At 66.4% G+C, this 23209-nt stretch carries 21 protein-coding genes and 1 pseudogene; 17 read left to right on the top strand and 5 right to left on the bottom strand.

Annotation, left to right across the window (positions count from 1 at the left end):
• The 9 genes and pseudogenes from ACPXYO_RS07940 to sucD form a co-directional block, all read left to right on the top strand.
• A pseudogene (locus ACPXYO_RS07940) lies at positions 1–232 on the top strand (tRNA (adenosine(37)-N6)-threonylcarbamoyltransferase complex transferase subunit TsaD); the annotation flags it as partial.
• Between the two features lie 157 nt (positions 233–389).
• Complete coding sequence (gene groES / locus ACPXYO_RS07945; RefSeq protein WP_419554702.1) at positions 390–680, top strand: co-chaperone GroES; 291 nt, start codon at positions 390–392, stop codon at positions 678–680.
• A gap of 34 nt (positions 681–714) precedes the next feature.
• Positions 715–2361 (top strand): chaperonin GroEL, encoded by a 1647-nt coding sequence (groL, locus tag ACPXYO_RS07950; RefSeq protein ID WP_423915813.1) that lies wholly within the window; start codon positions 715–717, stop codon positions 2359–2361.
• Between the two features lie 150 nt (positions 2362–2511).
• Entirely contained in the window at positions 2512–4089 is a 1578-nt protein-coding gene (gene guaA / locus ACPXYO_RS07955) for a glutamine-hydrolyzing GMP synthase (RefSeq protein WP_423915811.1), read from the top strand.
• An 18-nt stretch (positions 4090–4107) separates the two neighbouring features.
• On the top strand, positions 4108–5751 hold the full coding sequence (locus ACPXYO_RS07960; RefSeq protein ID WP_423915810.1) for a thiamine pyrophosphate-dependent enzyme: 1644 nt from the start codon (positions 4108–4110) through the stop codon (positions 5749–5751).
• Between the two features lie 112 nt (positions 5752–5863).
• Complete coding sequence (argJ, locus tag ACPXYO_RS07965; RefSeq protein ID WP_423915808.1) at positions 5864–7072, top strand: bifunctional glutamate N-acetyltransferase/amino-acid acetyltransferase ArgJ; 1209 nt, start codon at positions 5864–5866, stop codon at positions 7070–7072.
• 69 nt (positions 7073–7141) lie between these two features.
• Complete coding sequence (locus ACPXYO_RS07970) at positions 7142–9505, top strand: ATP-dependent helicase (RefSeq protein ID WP_423915807.1); 2364 nt, start codon at positions 7142–7144, stop codon at positions 9503–9505.
• 111 nt (positions 9506–9616) lie between these two features.
• Positions 9617–10765 carry an ADP-forming succinate--CoA ligase subunit beta gene (gene sucC / locus ACPXYO_RS07975; RefSeq protein WP_423915805.1) on the top strand — a complete coding sequence of 383 codons (1149 nt, stop codon included), beginning with the start codon at positions 9617–9619 and terminating at the stop codon, positions 10763–10765.
• A 13-nt stretch (positions 10766–10778) separates the two neighbouring features.
• Positions 10779–11663, top strand: coding sequence for a succinate--CoA ligase subunit alpha (sucD, locus tag ACPXYO_RS07980; RefSeq protein ID WP_423915803.1), 885 nt, complete (start codon positions 10779–10781; stop codon positions 11661–11663).
• A gap of 142 nt (positions 11664–11805) precedes the next feature.
• On the opposite strand, the gene ACPXYO_RS07985 is transcribed toward sucD, so the two are convergent.
• Positions 11806–13011, bottom strand: a complete 1206-nt coding sequence (locus ACPXYO_RS07985; RefSeq protein WP_423915801.1) for a glycosyltransferase family 4 protein — start codon at positions 13009–13011, stop codon at positions 11806–11808.
• Between the two features lie 95 nt (positions 13012–13106).
• Positions 13107–13445 (bottom strand): hypothetical protein, encoded by a 339-nt coding sequence (locus ACPXYO_RS07990; RefSeq protein WP_423915799.1) that lies wholly within the window; start codon positions 13443–13445, stop codon positions 13107–13109.
• 127 nt (positions 13446–13572) lie between these two features.
• Here ACPXYO_RS07990 and ACPXYO_RS07995 point away from each other — a divergent pair, with 127 nt between their 5' ends.
• Both ACPXYO_RS07995 and ACPXYO_RS08000 read left to right on the top strand, forming a co-directional pair.
• Positions 13573–14559, top strand: coding sequence for a lysylphosphatidylglycerol synthase transmembrane domain-containing protein (locus tag ACPXYO_RS07995; protein WP_423915797.1), 987 nt, complete (start codon positions 13573–13575; stop codon positions 14557–14559).
• Positions 14560–14592: 33 nt separating this feature from the next.
• Positions 14593–15852: a geranylgeranyl reductase family protein gene (locus ACPXYO_RS08000; RefSeq protein WP_423915796.1), complete on the top strand. Its 1260-nt coding sequence runs from the start codon at positions 14593–14595 to the stop codon at positions 15850–15852.
• Here ACPXYO_RS08000 and ACPXYO_RS08005 read toward each other — a convergent pair.
• The gene (locus ACPXYO_RS08005) at positions 15845–16150 is read right to left on the bottom strand and encodes a hypothetical protein (protein WP_423918777.1); all 306 of its coding nucleotides are present in this window, start codon (positions 16148–16150) and stop codon (positions 15845–15847) included. The two genes, ACPXYO_RS08000 and ACPXYO_RS08005, sit on opposite strands and share 8 nt — an antisense overlap.
• A gap of 86 nt (positions 16151–16236) precedes the next feature.
• On the opposite strand from ACPXYO_RS08005, the gene ACPXYO_RS08010 reads away from it, so the two are divergent.
• From ACPXYO_RS08010 to ACPXYO_RS08020, 3 genes are all read left to right on the top strand, one after another.
• Positions 16237–16506, top strand: a complete 270-nt coding sequence (locus tag ACPXYO_RS08010) for a hypothetical protein (RefSeq protein WP_423918779.1) — start codon at positions 16237–16239, stop codon at positions 16504–16506.
• Positions 16507–16589: 83 nt separating this feature from the next.
• Complete coding sequence (locus ACPXYO_RS08015) at positions 16590–17435, top strand: bifunctional 5,10-methylenetetrahydrofolate dehydrogenase/5,10-methenyltetrahydrofolate cyclohydrolase (protein WP_423918782.1); 846 nt, start codon at positions 16590–16592, stop codon at positions 17433–17435.
• Positions 17436–17567: 132 nt separating this feature from the next.
• Positions 17568–18572, top strand: coding sequence for a malate dehydrogenase (locus ACPXYO_RS08020; RefSeq protein ID WP_423918784.1), 1005 nt, complete (start codon positions 17568–17570; stop codon positions 18570–18572).
• A gap of 18 nt (positions 18573–18590) precedes the next feature.
• Here ACPXYO_RS08020 and ACPXYO_RS08025 read toward each other — a convergent pair whose 3' ends face one another.
• Both ACPXYO_RS08025 and ACPXYO_RS08030 read right to left on the bottom strand, forming a co-directional pair.
• Positions 18591–18992 carry a type II toxin-antitoxin system VapC family toxin gene (locus ACPXYO_RS08025; RefSeq protein ID WP_423918787.1) on the bottom strand — a complete coding sequence of 134 codons (402 nt, stop codon included), beginning with the start codon at positions 18990–18992 and terminating at the stop codon, positions 18591–18593.
• On the bottom strand, positions 18989–19213 hold the full coding sequence (locus tag ACPXYO_RS08030; RefSeq protein WP_423918790.1) for a hypothetical protein: 225 nt from the start codon (positions 19211–19213) through the stop codon (positions 18989–18991). Before ACPXYO_RS08030 ends, ACPXYO_RS08025 begins: the two co-directional genes overlap by 4 nt.
• Positions 19214–19516: 303 nt before the next feature.
• On the opposite strand from ACPXYO_RS08030, the gene ACPXYO_RS08035 reads away from it, so the two are divergent.
• From ACPXYO_RS08035 to ACPXYO_RS08045, 3 genes are read left to right on the top strand one after another with little or no spacing between them, the layout of a single operon-like run.
• Positions 19517–20599: a DUF917 domain-containing protein gene (locus ACPXYO_RS08035; RefSeq protein ID WP_423918793.1), complete on the top strand. Its 1083-nt coding sequence runs from the start codon at positions 19517–19519 to the stop codon at positions 20597–20599.
• Entirely contained in the window at positions 20596–22152 is a 1557-nt protein-coding gene (locus ACPXYO_RS08040; RefSeq protein WP_423918796.1) for a hydantoinase/oxoprolinase N-terminal domain-containing protein, read from the top strand. The genes ACPXYO_RS08035 and ACPXYO_RS08040 overlap by 4 nt, the downstream gene beginning before the upstream one ends.
• A complete protein-coding gene (locus ACPXYO_RS08045; protein ID WP_423918799.1) occupies positions 22149–23207 on the top strand; it encodes a dipeptidase in 1059 nt (352 codons plus the stop codon). Before ACPXYO_RS08040 ends, ACPXYO_RS08045 begins: the two co-directional genes overlap by 4 nt.
• Positions 23208–23209 lie beyond the last annotated feature (2 nt).

Consider the following 23209-nt stretch of genomic DNA (forward strand, 5'->3'; position numbering starts at 1 on the left):
TGCCGCGGGCATCTGCCTGGCCGGAGGCGTGGCGGCCAACAGCGCTCTGCGCGAACGCACGCTCGACATCTGCATGGAAGACGGCCTCAACGCTTACCTGCCCAGCCGTGCGATGTGCACTGACAACGCAGCGATGATCGCCGCGACCGCCTGGTATCGACTGGCCAGCGACGGCCCGTCAGCCCTCGACAGCGGCGCCGATCCAAACCTGCGGATCGACTTCGGGGACTGAGCAGCGACACCGCCTTCAGACCCATTGAAATCGGGTGTCTGGGAGGTTGTGGCCCGTTCCTTGGGCTCGTATCGTTAGCACTCGCCCGGTGAGAGTGCTAAGTGCTGCCGGGCAGTCCAATTGGACCCGTCATGAGCCACAGGAGGCACATCCGACCATGAACCTGAAGCCACTTGAGGACCGAATCGTCGTGCGTCCCAGCGACGCTGAAGAGACCACCGCCAGCGGGCTCGTCATCCCCGACACCGCCAAGGAAAAGCCGCAGCAGGGCGAGGTACTTGCGGTCGGCCCCGGCAAGCGTTCCGACCATTCGGGCGAGATCATCCAGATGGACGTCGGCGTCGGCGACACCGTCGTCTACAGCAAGTACGGCGGCACCGAGATCACCGTGGCCGGCGAGGACCTGCTCATCCTGAGCGCTCGCGACGTCCTGGCCGTCGTCGCCTAACTCATTACGCGACGACAAGAAAGAGAACCGACACATGCCGAAGATTCTGAAGTTCAGCGAGGAGGCCCGCCGCGGCCTCGAAGCTGGTGTCAACAAGCTGGCTGACGCTGTCAGGGTGACGCTGGGCCCCAAGGGCCGCAACGTCGTGCTCGAGAAGTCATTCGGGGCGCCGACGATCACCAATGACGGCGTGAGCATCGCCCGTGAGATCGAGCTCAGCGACCCGTTCGAGAACATGGGTGCTCAGCTGGTGAAGGAGGTCGCCACCAAGACCAACGACGTCGCTGGCGACGGCACGACCACCGCGACGGTGCTGGCCCATGCAATGGTGCGCGAGGGCTTGCGCAACGTGGCAGCCGGCGCCAACCCGATGGAGCTCAAGCGGGGCATCGAGGCCGCTGTTGCTGCAGCCGTCGACTCCATGGGCGCCATGGCCATCGACGTGTCCGATGACAAGGACAAGATCGCCAGCGTGGCTGGCATCTCGTCTGCGGACAGCACGATTGGCGAGACGCTCGCCGAGGCGTTCGACAGGGTCGGCAAGGACGGCGTCATCTCGGTCGAGGAATCCAACACGTTCGGCGTAGACCTCGAATTCACCGAGGGCATGCAGTTCGACAAGGGCTTCCTGTCGCCCTACTTCGTGACCGATCCCGACCGTCAGGAGGCCGTCTTCGACGATCCCTACCTGCTGTTCGTGAACGGCAAGATCGGCTCGGTGACCGAGCTGGTCCCCGTGCTCGAGAAGGTGATGCAGGCAGGAAAGGCCCTTGTGATCATCGCCGAGGATGTCGAGGGCGAAGCGCTGGCAACGCTGGTGGTCAACAAGATCCGCGGCACGTTCTCATCGGCGGCGATAAAGGCCCCTGGCTTCGGCGAGCGCCGTAAGGCGATGCTGGCCGACATGGCCATCCTCACCGGCGGTGAGGTCATCTCTGAGGAGGTGGGCCTGAAGCTGGAGAACACCACGGTTGACCTGCTCGGCACCGCCCGCAAGGTGATCATCACCAAGGACGAAACCACCATCGTGGACGGCGGCGGCGAGTCCGGCGACATCGAGGGTCGTGTGGTGCAGATCAAGCGCGAGATCGACGACACCGACTCCGATTGGGATCGCGAGAAGCTGCAGGAACGGCTGGCGAAGCTGGCTGGCGGCGTGGCGGTGATCCAGGTCGGCGCGGCCACCGAGGTCGAACTCAAGGAAAAGAAGCACCGCATCGAGGACGCCGTGTCGGCGACCCGTGCCGCCATCGAAGAAGGCATCGTGCCTGGTGGCGGCACCGTGCTGCTGCGGGCTCGTGCCGCTGTCGCAGCGCTGGACCTCGATGGCGATGAAGCCACCGGGGCCCGCATGGTGCACCGGGCGCTCGAAAGCCCCAGCCGTCAGATTGCACACAATGCCGGCTATGAGGGCGCCGTGATCGTCCAGCAGATCGAGCAGGCCGATGGCAACACGGGCTTCAATGCCGAAACCGGCAAGTTCGAAGACCTGGTTGCCGCCGGTGTGATCGACCCGGCGAAGGTGGTCCGTGCGGCGCTGCAGAACGCGGCGTCGATCGCGGCCCTGCTGCTCACGACCGAGACGCTGGTGACCGACAAGCCCGAGGAGGCTGACCCCGCAGCCGCTGCTGCCGCTGCTGCTGCCATGGGTGGCATGGGTGGCATGGGCGGGATGATGTAGCTCCCGCTGCAGCTCCTTACAACTCACGCACAGGGCCGGCGAACTCGTCGGCCCTGCGTCATTTCTGGATGCCGAATCCCGCAGGGCACCCTGGGCCCAGCGCTACCCTCGTTGTTTTCCCGAACGTGGCGCAGCTGCGGCGCCGGTCTTATGCCCCCACACTCGCCGGCGGCCAGCTCGGTCGCCCACCCAACGGTCCTCGTGGTGGATTTCGGCGCGCAGTACGCGCAGCTGATTGCGCGGCGGGTGCGCGAGGCGCAGGTCTATTCCGAGATCGTTCCTCACACGTCAACCGCTGCCGAGCTGGCTGAACGCTCGCCAGCGGCGATCATCTTCAGCGGCGGACCGGCTTCGGTGCACGTCGAAGGGGCACCTGGCATCGACCCAGACGTCTACGAGCTGGGCGTGCCGATCCTGGGCATCTGCTACGGATCGCAGCTGCTGGCTAGCGACCTCGGCGGGCGGGTGGACCGCAGTGGTCGGGGCGAGTACGGGCGCACGATGCTCGGCCGAACCGACGCGGCGTCGGAGCTGCTGGGTGGCTCGTCCCCTGGAGCACTTTCGTCGGAATCAGTGTGGATGTCGCACTTTGATGCGGTGACGGAGCCGCCTGCGGGATTCGTGGTCACGGCATCGACGCCGGACAGTCCCGCCGCCGTGATCGAGGACTTCGAGCGTCGCTTCTACGGAGTGCAGTACCACCCGGAGGTTCATCACACACCTGGTGGGCAGGCTCAGCTCGAGCGGTTCTTGCACGAGGTGTGCCAGGTCAACTCCGAATGGACGATGACGAATGTCATCGCCGAGAGCGTCGAAGCCATCCGTGCCCAAGTCGGCAGTGCCCGTGCCATCTGCGGATTGTCGGGTGGCGTGGACAGTGCCGTGGCGGCGGCGCTGACGCAGCGGGCCATCGGCAGCCAGCTCACCTGCGTTTTCGTGGACACGGGACTCATGCGAGCAGGCGAAGGCGAGCAGGTCACCGAGACGTTCCGGCGCACGCAGGGCATCGAGCTGATCCACGAACGCGCCGCAGACGAGTTCTTCGAAGCGCTTGCCGGGGTGACCGATCCCGAGGACAAGCGCAAGATCATCGGCGAGAAGTTCGTGCGCATCTTCGAACGGGCCGCAGGCGGCATCAGCGACGCCGGGTTTCTGGTGCAGGGAACCCTGTATCCCGACGTGATCGAGTCTGGCTCGCCCACCGCCGCGAAGATCAAGAGCCATCACAACGTCGGCGGGCTGCCCGAAGACATGACCTTCGAGCTGGTCGAGCCGCTGCGCAACCTCTTCAAGGACGAGGTGCGTGCCGTAGGCGCCGAGCTGGGCCTGCCGCCCGAGATCGTCCAGCGCCAGCCGTTCCCAGGGCCGGGCCTCGGCGTGCGGATCGTGGGCGAAGTCACGCCCGAGGCTGTCGAAACCGTGCGAGCCGCTGACGTCATCGTGCGCGAGGAGATTGCGACAGCAGGTCTGGACGGTGAGGTGTGGCAGGCGTTCGCCGTGCTGGCAGACATCCGCAGCGTCGGCGTGATGGGCGACGAGCGCACGTATGCCAAGCCCATCATCGTGCGGGCGGTCACGAGCGAGGATGCGATGACCGCCGACTGGGCCCGCTTGCCTCACGATCTGCTCGAGACGATTTCATCGAGGATTGTCAACGAGGTGTCTGGCGTGAACCGGGTGGTCTACGACATCACCTCCAAGCCGCCCGGCACGATTGAGTGGGAATAGGCGAATGGGACTAGGCGAGTGACGCAGTCAGTTGCGAGCTTGGCGGTCGAGACGCTCATCGCGAACGGCATCACCGACCTGTACTGCCTGCCCGGAGTGCAAAACGACCCGTTCTTCGACGTGCTCTACGACCGTCGCGACGCCTTGGCCCCGATCCACACCCGCCATGAGCAGGGCGCTGCTTACATGGCGCTGGGCGCTGCCATGGCAACCGGCGAGCCGCAGGCGTTCTGCGTCGTGCCAGGGCCCGGCCTGCTCAACACGACCGCCGCGCTGAGCACTGCGTACGCCACCAACGCCCCGGTATTAGCGCTGGTCAGCGAAATCCCTTCGGCCGCAATCGGCAAAGGGCTTGGCGCTCTGCACGAGATCCCAGATCAGCTCGGCGTGCTGCAGCGGCTCACCAAACAGTCTGAGCGCATCGCTGACGGCGCGACAGCTCACGCGGTGCTGCAGAACGCGTTCGCGGCACTTCGCTCGGGACGTCGAGGACCGGTCGGCGTGGAAGTCCCGACCGACGTGTGGAGCGCCGCTGCCCCAACACCTGCCGGCAGCCTCGCCACCCCCGCAGTCGCGGGTCCAGCGCCCGATCCGGCGGCCATCTCCGAGGCAGCTCAGCTCGTTGCCGCGGCCGAGCGACCGATGATCGTCGTCGGGGGCGGCGCCCAGTCGTTCTCAACCGAGATCTGCCGGCTGTCCGAGCGGCTGTCGGCCCCTGTTGTGACGTTTCGAAGTGGGCGCGGCGTGGTGTCGTCGCACCACCCCTTGAGCATCACCATGCCGACCGGTCACCGGCTCTGGCCGCAGATCGACGTGGTGATCGGGCTGGGCACTCGGCTCGCCATGCACCAGTCCACCTGGGGTGTCGACGACGACCTCAAGATCGTCCACATCGACATCGATGCCGAAGAGATCGGCCGCGTTGGGCCGCCCACGGTGGGCATCCATGCCGATCTCGCCGACGCGTTGCCGCTGCTCGCCGACGCACTGGGGGACGCACCGGCCGATCGCTTTGCGTGGCGCGCCATGATCGCTGACACCAAAGCCGAAGTCGAAGCCGTCTGCGCTGAGGCACTTGCGCCCCAGTACGGCTGGCTCGGTGCAATCCGGGCGGAACTGCCACCCGAGGGCATCTTCGTCGACGAGATGACTCAGTGCGGTTATGTGGCTTGGTTCGGGTTCGAGGTGTACCGCCCGAGGACCTACATCAGCGCCGGTTACCAAGGCACGCTGGGATACGGGTTCGCAACAGCGCTCGGTGCGGCACATGCGCGGCCCGACATTCCGGTGGTGTCGATCGTCGGCGACGGGGGAGCGCTGTTCACCATCAGCGAGTTGGCGACCGCCGTACACCACCAGATTCCGCTCACGACGATCGTGTTCAACGATCACGCCTACGGCAACGTTCGTCGCATACAGCACGAGCGCTACGACGGCCGCGTCATCGCCAGCGACCTCACGAGTCCGGATTTTGTGAAGCTGGCCGATTCCTTCGGTGTCCGAGGGCTGTCCGCCAGCACGCCCGACGAGCTGCGCACCCGCCTGCGTGAAGCTCTTGGCTCGGACGGGCCGACAGTGATCGAGGTGCCGTTCGGCGAGGTGCCATTCCCCTGGCCGTACATCGTCTTGCCCCGCGTCCGGGGCCAGCAACCCAGTCAATAGCACCTATCCCGTGTCCGCCGGGTGAATTGCCTGAGGCTCTCGGCGCAACCGCAACTACCTTGGCCCCACAGCCGCGGGCAGGCCGTGGAGATGCGTGCAACGAGGGTTCAACATGGTGTCTGCAGAGCTTCCGGATCCGGGCGCGACGGTCGACTTGCCGGCCGGGTTCGGCTGCCATGTCGGCAACATGGGCATGAAAGACGACACCGACGATGTGATGGTCTTGGCGGCTGATGGGGTGGCCGCTGCGGCGGGTGTGTTCACCAAGAGCCTGTTTGCCGGTGCCAGCGTGCGCCTCAGCCAGGCCAACGTCGCCGACGGGCGGTCGCAGGCGGTCGTGGTGGTGTCGAAGAACTCCAACGTGGCGACCGGAGAGCAGGGCGAGCGAGACGCAGCGAATCTGGCGCGGCGCGTTGCCGAACTCGTGGGCTGCCAGCCCGACCAGGTGCTGGTGGGTTCCACGGGTCTCATCGGCGTGCACTACCCCGAAGGCAAGGTTGATGTCTACTTCGACCATCTGGTTGCAGCGCGGGAGGGGGCACTGACGTCGCAGGACGCCACTGCGGCAGCCACGGCGATCATGACCACCGACACACATCCCAAGACCGCCAGCGCATCGGCTGGTGCTGCCACCGTGATCGGCATCGCCAAGGGCTCAGGCATGATCGAGCCCGACATGGCCACGATGATCTCGGTGATAACCACCGATGCCGAGATAGCCCCGGACCGGCTTGACGCCATGCTGCGCCGCGTGTGCGACGTGACGTTCAACGCGCTCAGCGTGGACACCGACACGTCCACCAGCGACATGGTGGTGATGCTGGCGAACGGTGCAGCCGGAGCGGTCGACGAGGCCGAACTGGAGTCTGCCCTCGGTGCCGTCAGTTTGGATCTGACCCGTCAGCTCGCCTTTGACGGCGAGGGCGCCGAGACACTCATCGTGGTGACCGTGAACGAAGCCCGTGACGACCCGCAGGCCAAGCGGGTCGCCAAGGCCATCGTGAACTCGCCGCTGGTGAAGACCGCTGTGCATGGCCGCGATCCCAACTGGGGCCGGGTCGCGATGGCTGTCGGCAAGTGCAGCGACGAGACCGACATCCACCAGGACAATGTGGTGATCCGCTTCGGCAACCAGGAGGTGTATCCCACGCCCGCAACTCCCGAGGCGCTCGCCGAACTCGAGGCCTACCTGGCGTCCGACGAAGTGCTGATCTCGGTGGACCTGGGCATCCAGACGTCGGACGTGGGCGGGTCGTTCACGGTCTACGGCTGTGATCTCACCGACCAGTACGTCCGCATCAACGCCGACTACACAACGTGAAGCGACCCGCATGAGCCAACCTGCGCCGAACCCTGCTTACGGGCGCCACGCGAACCGCGGTTGCCAGCCATGAGCGCAGACGACGACCCGATCCTGGCTCCGCTGAATGCCGGCCAGCGGGCCGCTGTTCTGCACGGCGACGGCCCGGCGCTCGTAGTAGCCGGGGCTGGGTCGGGCAAGACCCGGGTGTTGAGCCACCGCATCGCGTACCTGTTGGCACACCGTCACCTCAGCCCGCTCGGCCTGCTGGCGATCACCTTCACCAACAAGGCGGCGGGGGAGATGCGCGAGCGCATCGGCGGTCTCGTCGGCCAGGTGGCGCACCGGATGTGGATCTCCACGTTCCACAGCGCCTGCGCCCGGATCCTGCGCAGCCATGCCGACGTGCTCGGCTACCCCGCCACGTTCAGCATCTACGACCAGGCTGACTCGCGGCGGCTCACTCGCTACGTGGTACGCGACCTCGATCTGGACCCCAAGCGCTTCAACGAACGCGCTGTTCATGCAGCCATCTCCACCTTGAAGAACCGCCTCATCACCCCGCCGCAGGCAGCTGAGCTGGCCGAGGCCCCCGATGGCGGCGGACCGTTTGCTCGCGACGTGGCCCGGATCTATTCCGAGTACCAGAAGCGAATGCGGCGCGCCGGTGCCATGGACTTCGACGATCTGCTGATGCTCGGTGTGGAACTGCTCGGCGCTCATGACGACGTGGCCGAGCACTACCGGCAGCGCTTCGAGCACATCCTCGTCGACGAGTACCAGGACACGAACCTGGCGCAGGTGCGGCTGATCGGGCTGCTCAGCGGCCCCCTGCAGAATGTCTTCGTCGTCGGCGATTCCGACCAGTCGATCTACGCGTTCCGGGGCGCGGACATCACCAACATCTTGGAGTTCGGCGCCACCTTCAGCGACAGCTCGACCTACGTGCTGGATCAGAACTACCGTTCGAGCCAGGTGATCTTGGACGCCGCTAACGCGGTCATCCGCAACAACCTGGGACGGCCGACCAAGAACCTGTGGACCGATCAATCCGGCGGGGCGAGGCCGATTCGGTACCGCGGCACCGACGAGGCGGATGAAGCCCGGTACGTCTGCAGCGAGCTGAGACGCCTGCACAGCGAAGGTCAGATCGACTGGAGCGACGCAGCGGTCTTCTACCGATCCAACGCGCAGTCGCGGGTGATCGAAGAAGAGCTGGTCGCCAACGACGTTCCGTACCAGATCATCGGCGGCACCCGGTTCTACGACCGGCGAGAGATCAAGGACGCGCTGGCGTTCCTGCGGGCGGCCGTCAACCCATCCGACGAGGTGTCGCTCAAGCGGGTCGTGAACCTGCCTGCACGTGGCATCGGCGACCGCACCATCGCCAAGCTGGACGATGCGGCGGCGCGGGGCGGCACGTCGTTGGCAGAAGTCATCGACCGGTTCGAATCGCTCGGCGTGCGAGGCACTGCCCGCAACGGCTTGCTCCGGTTCCGCGAGCTGATGGGCCGGGCCGTCGCCCGCATCCCCGACGGCCCGGCTGCCGTGCTCGAAGTGGCGCTGACCGAATCGGGCTATGTGCAGGCGCTGACCGATGAAGGCACCATCGAGGCCGAAGGGCGGCTGGAGCATCTCGAAGAGCTCGCAGGTGCCGCCGCAGAGTTCGAGTCGTGCGACGAGTTCTTGGAGCAGGTGTCACTGGTCAGCGATGTCGATGAGATGAGCGACGCCTCACAGGTGGCCCTGATGACCTTGCATTCCGCCAAGGGACTCGAGTTCGACGTCGTGTTCGTCACCGGCATGGAGGACGGCGTCTTCCCGCACCACCGTTCGATGACCGACCCCTACGAGCTGGAAGAGGAGCGCCGGCTGGCCTACGTCGGCATCACCCGGGCCCGCGAGCAGCTGTACCTCACCCACTCGTGGAGCCGGATGCTGCATGGCCAAACCAGCTACAACCCGCCCAGTCGCTTCCTCGCCGAGATACCGCCCGACTTGATTGACGACCGCTCGGACGACACGCAGCGTCTCGGCAGCTCGTGGCGGCCCGTCACGAGCGACTGGGGCGCCAATCGCCGTGCCAGCGAGCCCACCGAACACAGCCAGCTCGACGAAGCCGAACTGGCCGCCCAACGCCAGCAGCGGACCGACCCTGCCCGCCGCGATGACAGCACCTCGAAGGGCCGCGAGTCTCGGCGGGAAGAGGCTCGCCGCCGGGTTGCTGCCCGGATGGGGGAGCCCAGGCCGGCACCGTCGGAAGGGCTCGACTACGGCGTGGGCGACGACGTCCTGCACGCCAAGTTTGGAGCCGGCGTCGTCCAAGAGGTGCGGCCCGACGGCGACGACTGGGAGGTCACCGTCCACTTCGCCGACGCCGGCACCAAGACCCTCGTCGCCAGCTTCGCCAACCTGCGCCGCCAGCACACCAGCGGCCCGGCACAGACGAACTAGCTGCGGAGGCGGCAGGGAACTCTGCGAGGTTGGAACCTGCTGGATTCCCGGAGCAGAGGGCCCTGCCGCCTCCGCAGCGGGCGACAAGCCTCCCCTCCTATGCTCCCCGCCGTGGATCTCTTCGAGTATCAGGGCAAGCAGTTCTTCAAGAGCTATGACATGCCGGTATCCGACGGCGAAGTTGCCTTCAGCGTCGACGAAGCAGTAGCCGCTGCGCAGCGCCTGGGTACGCCGGTGATGGTCAAGGCACAGGTGCACACCGGCGGGCGCGGCAAGGCGGGCGGCGTCAAGTTCGCCGCCACCGTCGACGATGTGCGAACCCATGCCGGCAACATCCTGGGGCTCGACATCAACGGCCACATCGTGCGGCGGCTGTGGATCGAACAGGCGTCCGACATCTCCGAGGAGTACTACGCCAGCTTCACGCTGGATCGCTCGGCCAAGAAGCACCTCGGGATGCTGTCCGCCGAGGGCGGCGTGGAGATCGAGACCGTTGCGGCCGAGAACCCCGACGCCATCAGCAAGGTGTTGGTGGATCCTGCCGAGGGACTCACCGCGCAGGCCGCTCGGGCCTGGGTCGAGGGTGCCAACCTCAACCCGGTCGCCACCGATCAGGCCGTCGAGATCCTGCAAAAGCTCTACACGGCCTACACCGAAGGCGACGCCGACCTCGTCGAGATCAACCCGCTCATCCTCACGCCCGACAACCGGGTCCACGTCCTGGACGCCAAGGTCACGCTGGATGCGAACGCAGTGTTCCGCCATCCGGACTATGCCCAGTACGACGAGACGCAGCCGCGTGACGAACGCGAGGAAGCCGCGCACGCCAAGGGCCTGCAGTACGTCGGCCTGGCCGGAAGCGTCGGCGTCATCGCCAACGGCGCCGGACTGGCAATGAGCACCGTCGACGTCGTGAACCAGGTGGGCGGGCGCCCCGCCAACTTCCTGGACATCGGCGGCGGTGCGAATGCTCAGGTGATGGCCAACGCACTCGAGGTGATCAACAACGACCCCGACGTGCGAGCCATCTTCATCAACATCTTCGGCGGCATCACCCGTGGCGAGGAAGTGGCCAACGGGATCATCGGGGCACTCGAGGCCGTTGAGATCGAGGCGCCGATCGTGCTGCGCCTCGACGGCACCAACGCCGCAGAGGGTCGCGAGATCCTCGCCCCCTATCTCAACCAGAAGCTGATGATGGAACCGACCATGCTCGACGCTGCCCGTCGAGCCGTCGCGCTGGCCGCGGCTGCGAGCTGAACGGGAGCTTCAGATGAGCATCTTCGTCGACAAAGACACCAAGGTCGTCTACCAGGGCCTCACGGGCTCCCAAGGGCGCTACTACGGCATGCTGAACCGCGACTACGGCACGAACGTCGTGGCGGGTACCAATCCTCGCAAGGCCGGCACCGACGTCGAAGGTGTGCCGGTGTTCGCCAACTGCACCGAAGCGGTCGCAGCGACCGGCGCTAATGCCTCGTGCATCTTCATTCCCGCTCCTCGCGTACTCGATGCCGTGCTCGATGCCGCCGAGGCAGGCATCAGCTTCGTCGCTTGCATCACTGAGGGCGTTCCGGCACACGACGAGGCCCGCTTCTTCAACATGCTGCGGCGCGACTACCCCCACGTCCGGCTGCTGGGGCCGAACTGTCCCGGGATCATCACGCCCGGGGAGTGCAACATCGGCATCACCGCGGGGCATATCGCCAAGGCGGGCGGCCCGGTCGGGATCGTGAGCCGCTCGGGCACGCTGACCTACCAGGCGCTGTACGAGCTGCAGCAAAAGGACATCGGCGTCACCACCTGCGTGGGCATCGGCGGCGACCCCGTGCCGGGCACCTCGTTCATCGACTGCCTCGAAGCATTTGAGGCCGATCCTGAAACCAAGGCCGTCATGATGATCGGCGAGATCGGCGGCTCGGCCGAGGAAGAAGCCGCCGAGTTCATCAAGCACAACATGACCAAGCCGGTGTCGAGCTACATCGCCGGTGTGACTGCTCCGCCGGGGAAGAAGATGGGGCACGCTGGCGCCATCGTCTCGGGGGGCAAGGGGACTGCTGCGGCGAAGATGGATGCTTTGCGCGATGCCGGCGTTCGGGTTGGGCTCAATCCGACTGAGGCTGGCGAGTTGATGGAGGAGATCGTCGCCGAGCTGTAGCGCACCGTCTCCGGGTGCAGCGCGAGCGCTTCCCGGGGCCAGCGGGACCGCCCCCCTGCGCAGGGAGATCCAGCAGGTCCCAACAGCGCAGGCTGGCGGCCCCGCCGACCCCTTGCGGTCCCGGTTCTTTGGCTTTCGTCTTCTACTTCTGACTCAGCGTGGCGTAGAGATCCAGCAGGGTTGCAGCGTGTGCTTGTGGGCTGAACGGTGCCAGCTCGTCCTGGCTCGCGGTTGAGAGACCGGGGTCTGACTGCATTGCTTGGGTCAAGGCAGCGGACAGTGCTTTGGGGTCGCCGGGGGCGACGAGGTGGCCGTTTGTTCCATCGGCAATGAAGTTGGGTGCGGCCCCGACTGCGGTTGCCACGACGGGGCGTCCTGCGGCGAGCGCTTCGGCGACCACCATGCCGAAGCCCTCGCGGCGGCTTGGCACGCACACCAGGCGGGCTCGCTGATACCACTGGCCGACCTCGCTGGGGGCCACCGCGCCGACGAACTGGACTGTCACACTGCGTCGCAGAGCCAACGCTTCGAGCAGAGTCCGGTCGGGGCCGTCACCGACAATGACGACTTCGGGCCGTTCGGCGGTCGGCATCAGCGCCACGGCCTCGATCAGCACGTCCAAGCCCTTTTCTGCCATCAGGCGGCCAACAGCGACTATGGGGCCGTCGGTGGGCGGCAGCGTGGGCGATCCGAGTCGCTCGGTCCTGACGGGCATGGACACCACTTGAAGCAGCGGCCCGGTTCTGCGGCCCCCTAGTTCGGTACTGGGCGGTGGGTGCGGTCCGTGGGATCGCTGCACCAGCGATTCTGCCCAGCTGCGCAGATCTTCTGAGACGGTGACTACGGCGCTGGCCCGGCGCAGCACCCGGCGAGCCAGCCATCGGTGCACTGCGTTGGTGGTGACCGCGGCGTCGGAGCCGTGTACATGCACCACGCTGACGGCTCGCCGACCAGCTGCGGCGGCAGCGACGGCAACGAGACCGCAAGGGAACCACCAATGGCCGTGAATCACTGCATCCCCGGCCTTCGAGCGACGGCGGGCCTGGCGCGCGGTGGCCAGGGTGAGCCTGGCGATCATTGGGATGACCCACAGTGCCGACAAGCCGGAGAAGACGCGGTAGCTCTCGCCGAGTGCCACCCGGGCCTGGACTCGGGAAGGAGCGAACCGAACCCGGCGCACCTCGATGCCACCCACGTCGTGGCGACGTGGTGCATCGGGATGAGCCGGGCACACCACGGTCACGTCGGCTCCCGCAGCGGCGAGTGCTTGCGCGTGGTGGGCCAGGAAGGGCTTGTGGTGATCGTTGAGCGAAGTCGGGAACCCGGGGGTCACCAGTACGACTCTCACCGTCCCAGTCTCGCAAAGTTCCTGCTGGCCCGGCGGCGTGGTGCCTGGAGGCGCTGTCAATACCGTGTGACCCGTGAGCGCGAGCGACTGAGACCTCAGTTCGCAATTCCCGCGTTGGGGATCATGAATGCCCACCAAACGAGCTGCACTGGCAGCGACGCCAGCCCGGCATAGCGCACGGCGCGGACGCGCAGGCTCCACCCGATCGCGACGATCGCTGCCATAGAAATCAGCGCGACGGACCAAGCGGCGATCGGGTTCGGCGGGTGCGGATCGTCCCAATCCCCAATGAGGCCCATCCACACCACTGCAGACGACCACCACCACACGAAAGCGCTCCAGAGCGCCCACGCGGAGAGCCTGCCGAACTTCGACCACCCGCCGAGTTCCTGAGGCGGCACGTTCGCAGGTGGTGCTGCAGGCAGGGGACGCACATGATCAGTCTCGCGGCGAAGCGTTCGTCGGTTGCGTCATGCTCTAGCGGGTGACCTCTCGAGGCCTCAGTACGCTCAGCGGGATGCTGGTGGGGGGCCATGCGGATGGCCTTGAGGGCCCACCGTCGTGAACGATCGGACCGGACCCAAGGCGCAGCGGACAGTTGGCACGGCCGTGCGGTGGGCGCTCGGGCTGGCGACCGCTGCAGTGATTGTCTGGCTGGCCGTCCGGAACTGGGACGACCTTCGCCAGATCGACCTGAGCGTCGAGGCCGGCTGGCTGATCGGGGCGATCGCCGCGTCATTCGCGGCGACGCTGCTGCTGGCGACCGGGTGGCGCGAGCTGATCGGCGGCTACGGCACATCGCTGGCGTGCCAGCCCGCGCTTCGCATCTGGATGCTGTCCCAAGCCACCCGCTACCTGCCCACTGGCCTGGTCCCCATTGCAGCCCGTGCCTCCCTGGCTGCCCCGTTGGGTGTCAACCGGGCGGCCGCGGGGGCCTCAGTTGTGGTCGAGACCGCCACCCTCGTCGGCTGGGCCGCCGTATTCGCGGCGCTGTGGGCCCCGAGCGACTGGCTGGGCACAGCCGGCGGCTGGCTTGTGCGCATCGTGATCGGAGCCGGCGCAGCAGTCGGCCTGGCGACGCTGCCGTGGACGCTCGCGGGTGCCAGCACGTGGTGGCGGCGCGTCGACCGGTTCATGCGCCGTGTCGTGCTCCTGCGACCGATCGCTGACCGCATCCCTCCCGACGCGCTCAGCGCGCAACCGTCGACGGTCTGGCAGGCGACGTTGATGTACGGCTCCTCGGTGGCGCTGCGGCTCGTGGCAACGGTGCTGCTGGCCCTTGCCGTGGTCGGAGCCGGTACCGGCGATGTCTGGCTAGTCGCCGGCGCAACGGCAGCCGGCGTGCTCGTTGGCATGGTCGGCATCACGCCGGCGGGACTTGGCGTGCGGGAAGTCGTCGTGGCGGCGATGCTGGCCGACCGCTTCGGCATCGGCGACGCGGCCGCGTTCGCCATCGCCGTGCGAGTGTTGGAATTCGCCCATGAGCTCGTGTTGCTGCCCATCGCCGCCGCGGCGGGCCGAGCGAGTCCGCCAGAAGCTCCCCGTTGAGCGATCCGGCGTCTGGGTCGGCAGGCTGTAGCGGTGCCGCACCGGGACATGATCGTGATCGGGGCTGGTCCCGCCGGTGCGGCGGCGGCCATGCGTGCCGCGGGCGCCGGTATCAAGGTGACTGCGTTCGAGAAGGCACCGCCGGGTCGCGACAAGGTCTGCGGCGACGGCCTGACGCCCCGTGCGGTCGCAGCGCTCGACGAGCTCGGCGTTTCGCTGGACGAAGCGCATCGCATTGCGGGGCTGCGGATGATCGCCGGGCGGCGTGTGCGCGAGCTGGACTGGCCCGCGAACGGGCAGTTCGGCCCGTACGGCGCCGTATGGCCCCGGCGCCGTCTCGACAGCGCTCTGTGTGAAGGCGCCGCTGCGGCAGGTGCCGAGCTGTGCTTCGGCACCGAGGCGCTGCCGATCGTCGAGGACGGCCGTGCGGTGGGGGTCACCGCCGGGGGGGAGCGCTGGACCGCCGATCTCGTCGTGCTCGCTGCCGGTGCTCAAGGCCAGGCCGCCCGCATGCTCGGCGCGCTGCGCGACCCCGCCGAGCCGTTCGGTCTCGCCATCCGCACCTACGCCGAGACGCCCCGCCACGCCGACGAATACCTCGAAGCGTGCCTGACGCTGCGTGACTCCGACGGCACCGCGGTGCCCGGCTACGGCTGGCTGTTCCCAGCCGGCGACGGCACGGTCAACATCGGCGTCGGTGCGCTCAACACCATGAAGGGCTTCGCGAAGCTCAACCTGAACCGGCTCTGCGACAGCTACCGCGACCTGGTGGCCGACAGCTGGCAGCTCGGCCCGTACCTGGAACGCCCACGTGCCTGGCGACTGCCGATGAGCGCCACGAAGCGGCACGGCCCCGGCTGGGTGGCCATCGGCGACGCGGCTGGGCTGATCAACCCGATGAACGGCGAGGGCATCGACTATGGCCTCGAGACCGGCATCCTCGCCGCCGACCTGTTCACAGTCGACCCGGCAGCGGTTGCCGACACCTACGACCGCATTGTCGCCGAGAAGTTCGACGCGTTCCTGCGCACGGGCCGACGATTCTCGTTCCTCATCGGGCACCCGCGCATCCTGCGAACCGGTCTGCGTCTCGCGGTCGGCACCGATGCGATCGCCCGCCTCACCCTGCAGGTGATGGGCAACCTCATCGACAACGAAACCCCCGGCACCGCAGGCCGGGTACTGGCCGCCGCCGACCGAGCGCTAGCGGCAGCGTCGCCTGCGCTGCGTCGCCTCCACAAGCGCCGCACCGCCCGCAACCGCAGCACTCAGTCACCGATGGTGATCAAGTAGCCCGCCGGTCCAATACAAGCAGCTCTCCGTCCATTCGTACCTCCTTGGGATCGGGCCTGCCGGAGGCCGCCACCTCGCCGTCGGGGGTGACAAATCGATGCGCTACGGCCACTCGCAGACCCGCTTCGCAATACCCGACGAGTTCGCTCACCGTGCCCGGCGGTTGACGAGATGCAGGTCCAGCTTGAGCGCTTGACAGCACCAGTTCCTGGAGTTCACCGCGCTCAGCCCGCGGCAGGACGATTGCGTTGAAGACTGCTCGCAGTTCAGCTGCCGAAGTGAATCGTCTGCTGTCCATCGGCAGCAGACTGCCTCAGCGATCCCGTTACATCGGAAAGAATTTTCGATCAAGACCGGCGACAGCCGGCACGTACAATCCTGTTCATGGCCCGGGCGCTCGCGAATTCGACCACGCAGTCGTCGTCGCTGCATAGGTCCGACGTCGGCATCATCGAGACATGGCTCACGACGAGGCAAGCGTCGGTATACAAGTTGCAGGCCGAGCTGTTGGAGGCGCTTGACACGACGGGAGGCCCGTCGACGTTGGCTGTTGAAACCCTGCGGATGGTTGCAGAAGCCACATCGGCAGGATGGACCGAGGCAGAAGTGCGTTCGTCGGCGACAGAGCTGCTGGCACGTCATCACCGAAGCTGAGCCAGAGACCGTTCTCTGACCCAGAGTCAAATAGCGCCACTTGAGGCCCGTGCGTTTGCTGGCGTGCCACTACTGTGCACGCCGTGACGGCAGTGCTCTTGGACGGTCAGGCGCTGGCCGATCAGATCAAGGACAGCTTGCGAGCCAGGATCACCGCCCAGCGATTGGAACCCGGGCTTGGCACGATCCTGGTCGGTGACGACCCGGCGTCGCAAAGCTACGTCGGCGCCAAGATCCGCGACTGTGCTGAGGTCGGCATTGACTCGGTGCACGAGCACCTCCCGGCCGACGTCACCCGAGCCGAGCTCAACGCCGTCATCGAACAATTCAACGCCGACCCGATGGTGCACGCCTACATCGTGCAGCTGCCCCTCCCGCGCCACCTCGACGAGGAAGCGGCGCTGCTCGCCATCGATCCCGACAAAGACGCCGACGGCCTGCATCCGGTGAACCTGGGCAGGTTGGTGATGGGCGCCGACGGTCCGCTGCCGTGCACGCCCCGTGGCATCCAGGTGCTGCTCGAGCACTACGGCGTGCAGATAGAGGGACGCCACGTGGTGGTCGTGGGCCGAGGCCTCACCATCGGACGCCCGATGGCGCTGCTCCTGGCGCTCAAGCGCCCGAACGCCAACGCGGCCGTCACCGTCGTGCATACAGGGGTGGCCGATCTCGGCGCCTACACCCGCCAGGCCGACATCATCGTTGCGGCGGCCGGCGTGCCCGGCCTCATCACGCCCGACATGGTGAAGCCGGGTGCGGCGGTGGTCGGCGGCGGGATTTCGCGCGAGGGCCGCCGGATCCTCTCTGACGTGGACGAATCGGTCGGTGAGATCGCTGGCTGGGTGACTCCTCGTCTCGGCGGCGTCGGTCCGATGACACGGGCGATGCTGCTCGTCAACACGGTCGACGCAGCGGCTGAGATCGGCTGAGACACGTCCGCACCCAGCTCGCTGGTGCTGCAAATGAGAAGCCGATGTGACGCGGGTGCGGTTGCCACGCTGCTGCGCTAGAAACGCCCGCAGCCCGGACGGGTTCCCGGTTTGCCGACCCAGGAGAGTGCAGTGAACGATCCAGCCGTCAAGAATCCAGTCCGGGTTGCCGTGACAGGAGCTGCGGGCCAGATCGGCTACAGCCTGCTGTTCCGGATCGCCTCGGGAGCGATGCTCGGCCCCGACCAGCCGGTTGAGCTGCGGATGCTGGAGATCCCGCCCGCGATGGGTGCGCTCGACGGCGTGATGATGGAGCTCGACGACTGCGCCTTCCCGCTGCTGGCCGTGTGCAAGGGCACCTCAGACCCGAACGAGGCGTTCGAGGGTGCCGACTACGCGCTGCTGGTGGGCTCGATGCCTCGCAAGGCGGGCATGGAGCGCAGCGACCTGCTCCAAGCCAACGGTGGCATCTTCACCGTGCAGGGAAAGGCGCTCAGCGACGCTGCGAACCCGAGCGTGCGGGTGTTGGTGGTGGGCAACCCTGCCAACACCAACTGCCTGATCGCCATGCGCAACGCGCTCAGCATTGCCGACGGGCAGTTCACGGCCATGACCCGCCTCGATCACAACCGGGCCATAGCACAGCTGGCCGGCAAGGCCGGCATGTCCGTCAACGACGTGACCCGCATGACGATCTGGGGGAACCACTCCGCCACGCAGTACCCGGACATCTTCCACGCCGAGGTGGGCGGTCACAATGCAGCGGCGCTGGTCGACGACCAGGCGTGGCTGGAGGACGACTTCATCCCGACGGTGCAGCAGCGCGGCGCGGCCATCATCAATGCCCGTGGCGCATCGTCGGCTGCCTCGGCAGCGTCTGCCGCCGTGGATCACATGCGCGACTGGGCGTCGGACACGCCCGGCGGCGACTGGGTGTCGATGGCCATCCCGTCCACCGACGACTACGGCGCTCCCGACGGGATCATCACGTCGTACCCGGTAACGGTGTCAGCCGGCCAGTACCACGTGGTGACCGGACTCGAGCTCGACGAGTTCAGCCGCGCCCGCATCGAAGCCTCCTGGGCCGAGCTCGTCGAAGAGCGCGACACCGTCGCCGAAATGGGCCTCCTGGGCTGATTTCGCCCGCTCCACCGTTCACGTCAACGAGACGTAGTGAACGGCAATCCCAAGGTTCGGCGCCCGGGCTAGTTTGCCGTCCGCTGTAATCAGTGGAGCATCGACAGTTTCGGCTGTGGCCACATACATGGCGTCGTAAGCGGAGACGTTTTGTCTGTGCTTCCACGCCGAGCTCGTGAGAAACCGATGCGAAATGCGATTGATGGGCCACGACGCGAGGTCATCGATCAATAGCTCAGCTTGTGCGTCGGTCAGCAACCCTGCGTTGACGTGTCGGCGCAGGGCTGACACGACTTCGGGATCAAGCATTTCTGGAGCGTCAATAGAAGCCGAGTCGAGCGTGCTGGCAAGCGCTGCTCCGACGGGCGATTGCATCAGGTACTCAACTGCCACCGATGCGTCCACAACGTATCGAGTCATGTGACGTAGCGACGTTCGAGTTCTTCGTCGCGTTCTCGGCGCACCTCAGCTATCACGTCGGCGGCGCTGATGCCAAGGTCGAACTTTGGCCGCGTCGCCCGACGCTCCAGCCAGTCCGACCGCTCGAGTTCGCGTTCGATGGCCTGGAGCACCATCGCACTCATCGAACAGTTGCGCTGCTGTGCGCAGCGGCGCAGGCGCTCGTGAAGTTCATCCGGCATGTTTCGCACCTGAATATTCGCCATTGCATGAAACTAGCATGAATACTTCATGCATCATGCCTGCATCGAGTTCGGCAATCTGAGCCTGAAAGACGCTGAAATCCATCGGACAAGTGTGACGCGTCCGACAGTGGCGCCCATCATGGATTTCCGAATAGGTGCGTCCCGGCTTTGCGAGAAGCTCGCCTGTGGAGGGCAGAGTGCGCTCTAGCAAGAGCCTGGGGTTGCGATGTGCCCATCGATGGCGTACGCGCCGGCCACATACATTCGCTGGTCAAGCAGTCGAGACCTCCCGGCGGAAGGATGTGCGTGAGAGAGCTGACCCTCGACGACATCGACGACCTCGCGCTGGGAGCCACGCTGCTGGGCACCGGCGGCGGGGGCGATCCATATGTCGGCAAGCTCTTGGTCAAGCAGGCGATCGCAGATCACGGACCGGCCCGGGTAGTGACTGTCGATGAACTGCCTGATGACGGACGGGTGCTGACGACCGCCATCATCGGCGCCCCCACCGTCATCTTGGAGAAGATCCCGGCGGGCACCGAGTTCCGATCAGGGATTCGGGCACTCGCTGCGTACCTGGGCGAAGACCCCGTTGCCCTTATGCCTATCGAGGTCGGGGGCGTCAACACGCTGGTTCCGATCGCTACAGCGGTCGAGATGGGATTGCCGGTCGTCGACGCCGACGGGATGCGCAGAGCCTTTCCGCAGATCGAGATGACGGTCTTCACACTGCACGGCCTGCTGGCAGCTCCCATGTCCATTGCGGACGAGAAGGGCAACATGTGCGTGTTCGAGGCGAACACGAACCAGATAGCGGAGTCGTTGGCACGTGCCGCCGTCATTCAGCTCGGCCTTGCTGATGCAATCAGCTGCTACCCGATGACGGTGGCAGACGTACGGCGGGCCGGAATTCACAGGTCGTTGAGCTACTGCACCGAGGTCGGCAAGCGCCTCGCCCAGGTGAAGCTCGGAACAGACAGAGCCTGGGACGAACTCCTCGACTACACCGATGCAGCGCTCGTGTTCAGCGGCAAGGTCATCGACATCGATCGGCGCACCACCGAGGGTTTCGCACGGGGCACGGTCGTGCTCGAGCACCTCGACGATCCCAGCCGAACTCTGCGCGTCGAGATCCAGAACGAGAACCTCATTGCCTTCGAAGACGGCGCCGCCGTGGTCACGGTGCCGGACCTGTTGTGCCTGCTCGACTACGAGTCGGCCGATCCCATCACTACCGAAGGCCTGGCGTACGGACAGCGCCTCAACGTCCTCGCGATGCCGTGTGCGCCCGAATGGCACCGCGACGGGATGCTGGAACTCGTCGGGCCGAGAGCCTTCGGATACGACATCGACTACGTCGATTTCCGGGAGCGAGTGCGATGAAGGACTTGCGGCTCGGCGTGGACGTCGGGGGCACCAACACCGACGCGGTCGTGGTTGACGGAGCGGGCCGCATCGTCGCCGAGACAAAGACCGCGACGACTCCGGAACCCATCGACGGCATCGTCGCCGCGATGACGGCCGTCATCGATCAGCTCGACGACGCCGCGCAGCTCGGCAAGGCGATGCTGGGCACGACGCACCCCACGAACGCAATCATCCGGCGCCGCGATCTTGATCGCGTCGGTGTGCTCCGCCTCGCGGCGCCCTCCTCGCTGGGCGTGCGACCGAGCGCCAACTGGCCCGAAGACCTGCGCGACATCGTGATCGGACGCAGCGAGATCAGCGAGGGCGGATTCGAGTACGACGGCTCGCCCATCGCAGCGCTGGACGAAGACGCGATCCGGCGGTTTGCAAGCTCCTGCGCAGGCGATGTGTCCGCAGTCGCCGTCTCGTGCGCATTCAGCCCTGCCTGCACCGATCACGAACTCCGGGCGGCGGAGCTCATCGCGGAGGAGTGCGGGGATGACATGCCCGTGTCCCTCAGCCACACGGTCGGGTCACTGGGACTGCTGGAACGTGAGAACGCCACGATTCTCAACGCCTCGTTGCTCACCGTGGCACGACGGGTCGTGAATGGTTTTCGGGACACCCTCATGGGGCTCGGACTCGACGTCGAGAGCTTCTTGACTCAGAACGACGGAACGTTGATGACCGTCGAGGAAGCCGACAGGTACCCGGTGCTCACGGTGGGTTCGGGGCCGACAAATTCGATGCGTGGAGCATGCGCGCTGGCCGGCCTGTCCGATGCTCTGGTGATCGATGTCGGCGGGACGTCCACAGACATCGGCATTCTCATCAACGGCTTTCCCCGGGAGTCCACAGCAGCGGTCGAAGTCGGCGGCGTTCGCACCAACTTTCGCATGCCTGACCTGATCTCGGTCGGGCTCGGGGGCGGCACCATCGTGCGCCAGGACGTCGATGGCGTCGCGGTTGGACCCGACTCGGTGGGGTACCGCGTCATCAGCGACGCACTGTGCATGGGCGGGACGACGCTGACGCTGTCCGATGTGTCACTGGCAGTAGGCCGTCTCACCGGATTCGGCGATCCGGCATTCCTGAACGGCGTGAAGAAGTCGGTCTGCGAGGCCGCCATCGCCTGGGTTGACGAGAGAGTTCAGGTGCTGTGCGAGCGCATGAAGGCGTCCAGTACACCGTTGCCGCTGATGGCGGTCGGCGGCGGAGCTCACCTGGTTTCGGCACAGCTTGATGGGATCAGCGAGGTCGTCTGGCCGCCGCATTACTCTGTGGCGAATGCGTTCGGAGCGGCGATCGCCGAGGCTGCCGGGTCGATCGACAAGGTCTACAGCTATGACGCGTCCAGCCGTGAGGACTGCCTGCGCAGCGCCACCGAAGAAGCGACGGACGCAGCGATTCGCGCCGGCGCCAACGCATCCGATGTGCGCATCACGAGCGTCGTGGAGATTCCGATGACCTACGTGCCGGGCGGAGGCTGCAGGGTCATCGTCAAGGCGGTCGGGCCGCTCGCAGCGTGAGCCTGGGCGGGATTCGCGTCGCCGATTCGCACAACGACTTGCTGCTTGCCGTCCTGCATCAGCGAGAGCGCGGCCATGTTGACCCCTTCGGGGACTACTGGCTACCCGAATTGCGTGGCGGCGGGATCGACCTGCAGTTCCTCCCGATCTTCACCGAGAACCAGCACGTGGGTGAGGGTGCCCTGCGGCGTGCGTTGCTCCTGCTGGAAGAGGCGCGGCATCTCGCCGACGTTCACGCCGCCGACGTCGCGATCGTGGAAACCCGAGACGAACTTGAGCAGGCACTGGCGTCGAATCGGATAGCGCTGCTGCTGGCCATCGAAGGCTCGGAACCGCTGGGCGCCGACCTCGCGTTCCTCGCGACCTTCTACCGGCTGGGTGTTCGCTGCATGTCGCTGACGTGGAATCGTCGCACGATGATGGCCGACGGCGTCGGCGAGGCGGCAACCGGTGCGGGACTGACAGCGCTCGGCATCGACGCCGTGGCGGAAATGGAGCGACTGGGAATGGTGGTCGACGTCAGCCACTTGTCGGCGGCCGGTGTGAGGCATGTCGCCGACATCGCCATCCGTCCATTCGTTGCGACCCATTCGTCTTGCCACGCCCTGTGCCCTCACCCTCGCAACGTCACCGACGCCCAGATGCATCAGATCGCAGCCTCCGGCGGCATCATCGGCATCAACGCCTTCGGCGGCTTCCTCGCTCATGAGTCGCCGACTGTGGCCGATTACCTGTCCCACATCTCTCATGCCATCGGCGTCGTCGGGGACTCGGCCGTGGGTCTGGGACCGGACTTCATCGACGACCTGCTGCACACGATCGACCCGATTCTGGGCGCCGGACTGGTCGACCCCGATTGCCTGCCGTTGTTGGACGGAATGCGGTCGCCATCTGATCTCGGGCCCCTGGTGGAAATCCTGTCCGCCAAGCTCGGTCCGGTAGTCGCTGGGTGCGTCGCCGGAGGCAATTGGATCGATTTCGTCCTGAACAGCCTGCCGTCACACCAAGCGCCCGAAGTCGCGGAGAATAGAACCGCCGAGGCTGCCTGCGTGTAGGA

The sequence above is a fragment of the Candidatus Poriferisodalis sp. genome (genome assembly GCF_965237655.1).
Lineage (GTDB): Bacteria > Actinomycetota > Acidimicrobiia > Acidimicrobiales > Poriferisodalaceae > Poriferisodalis.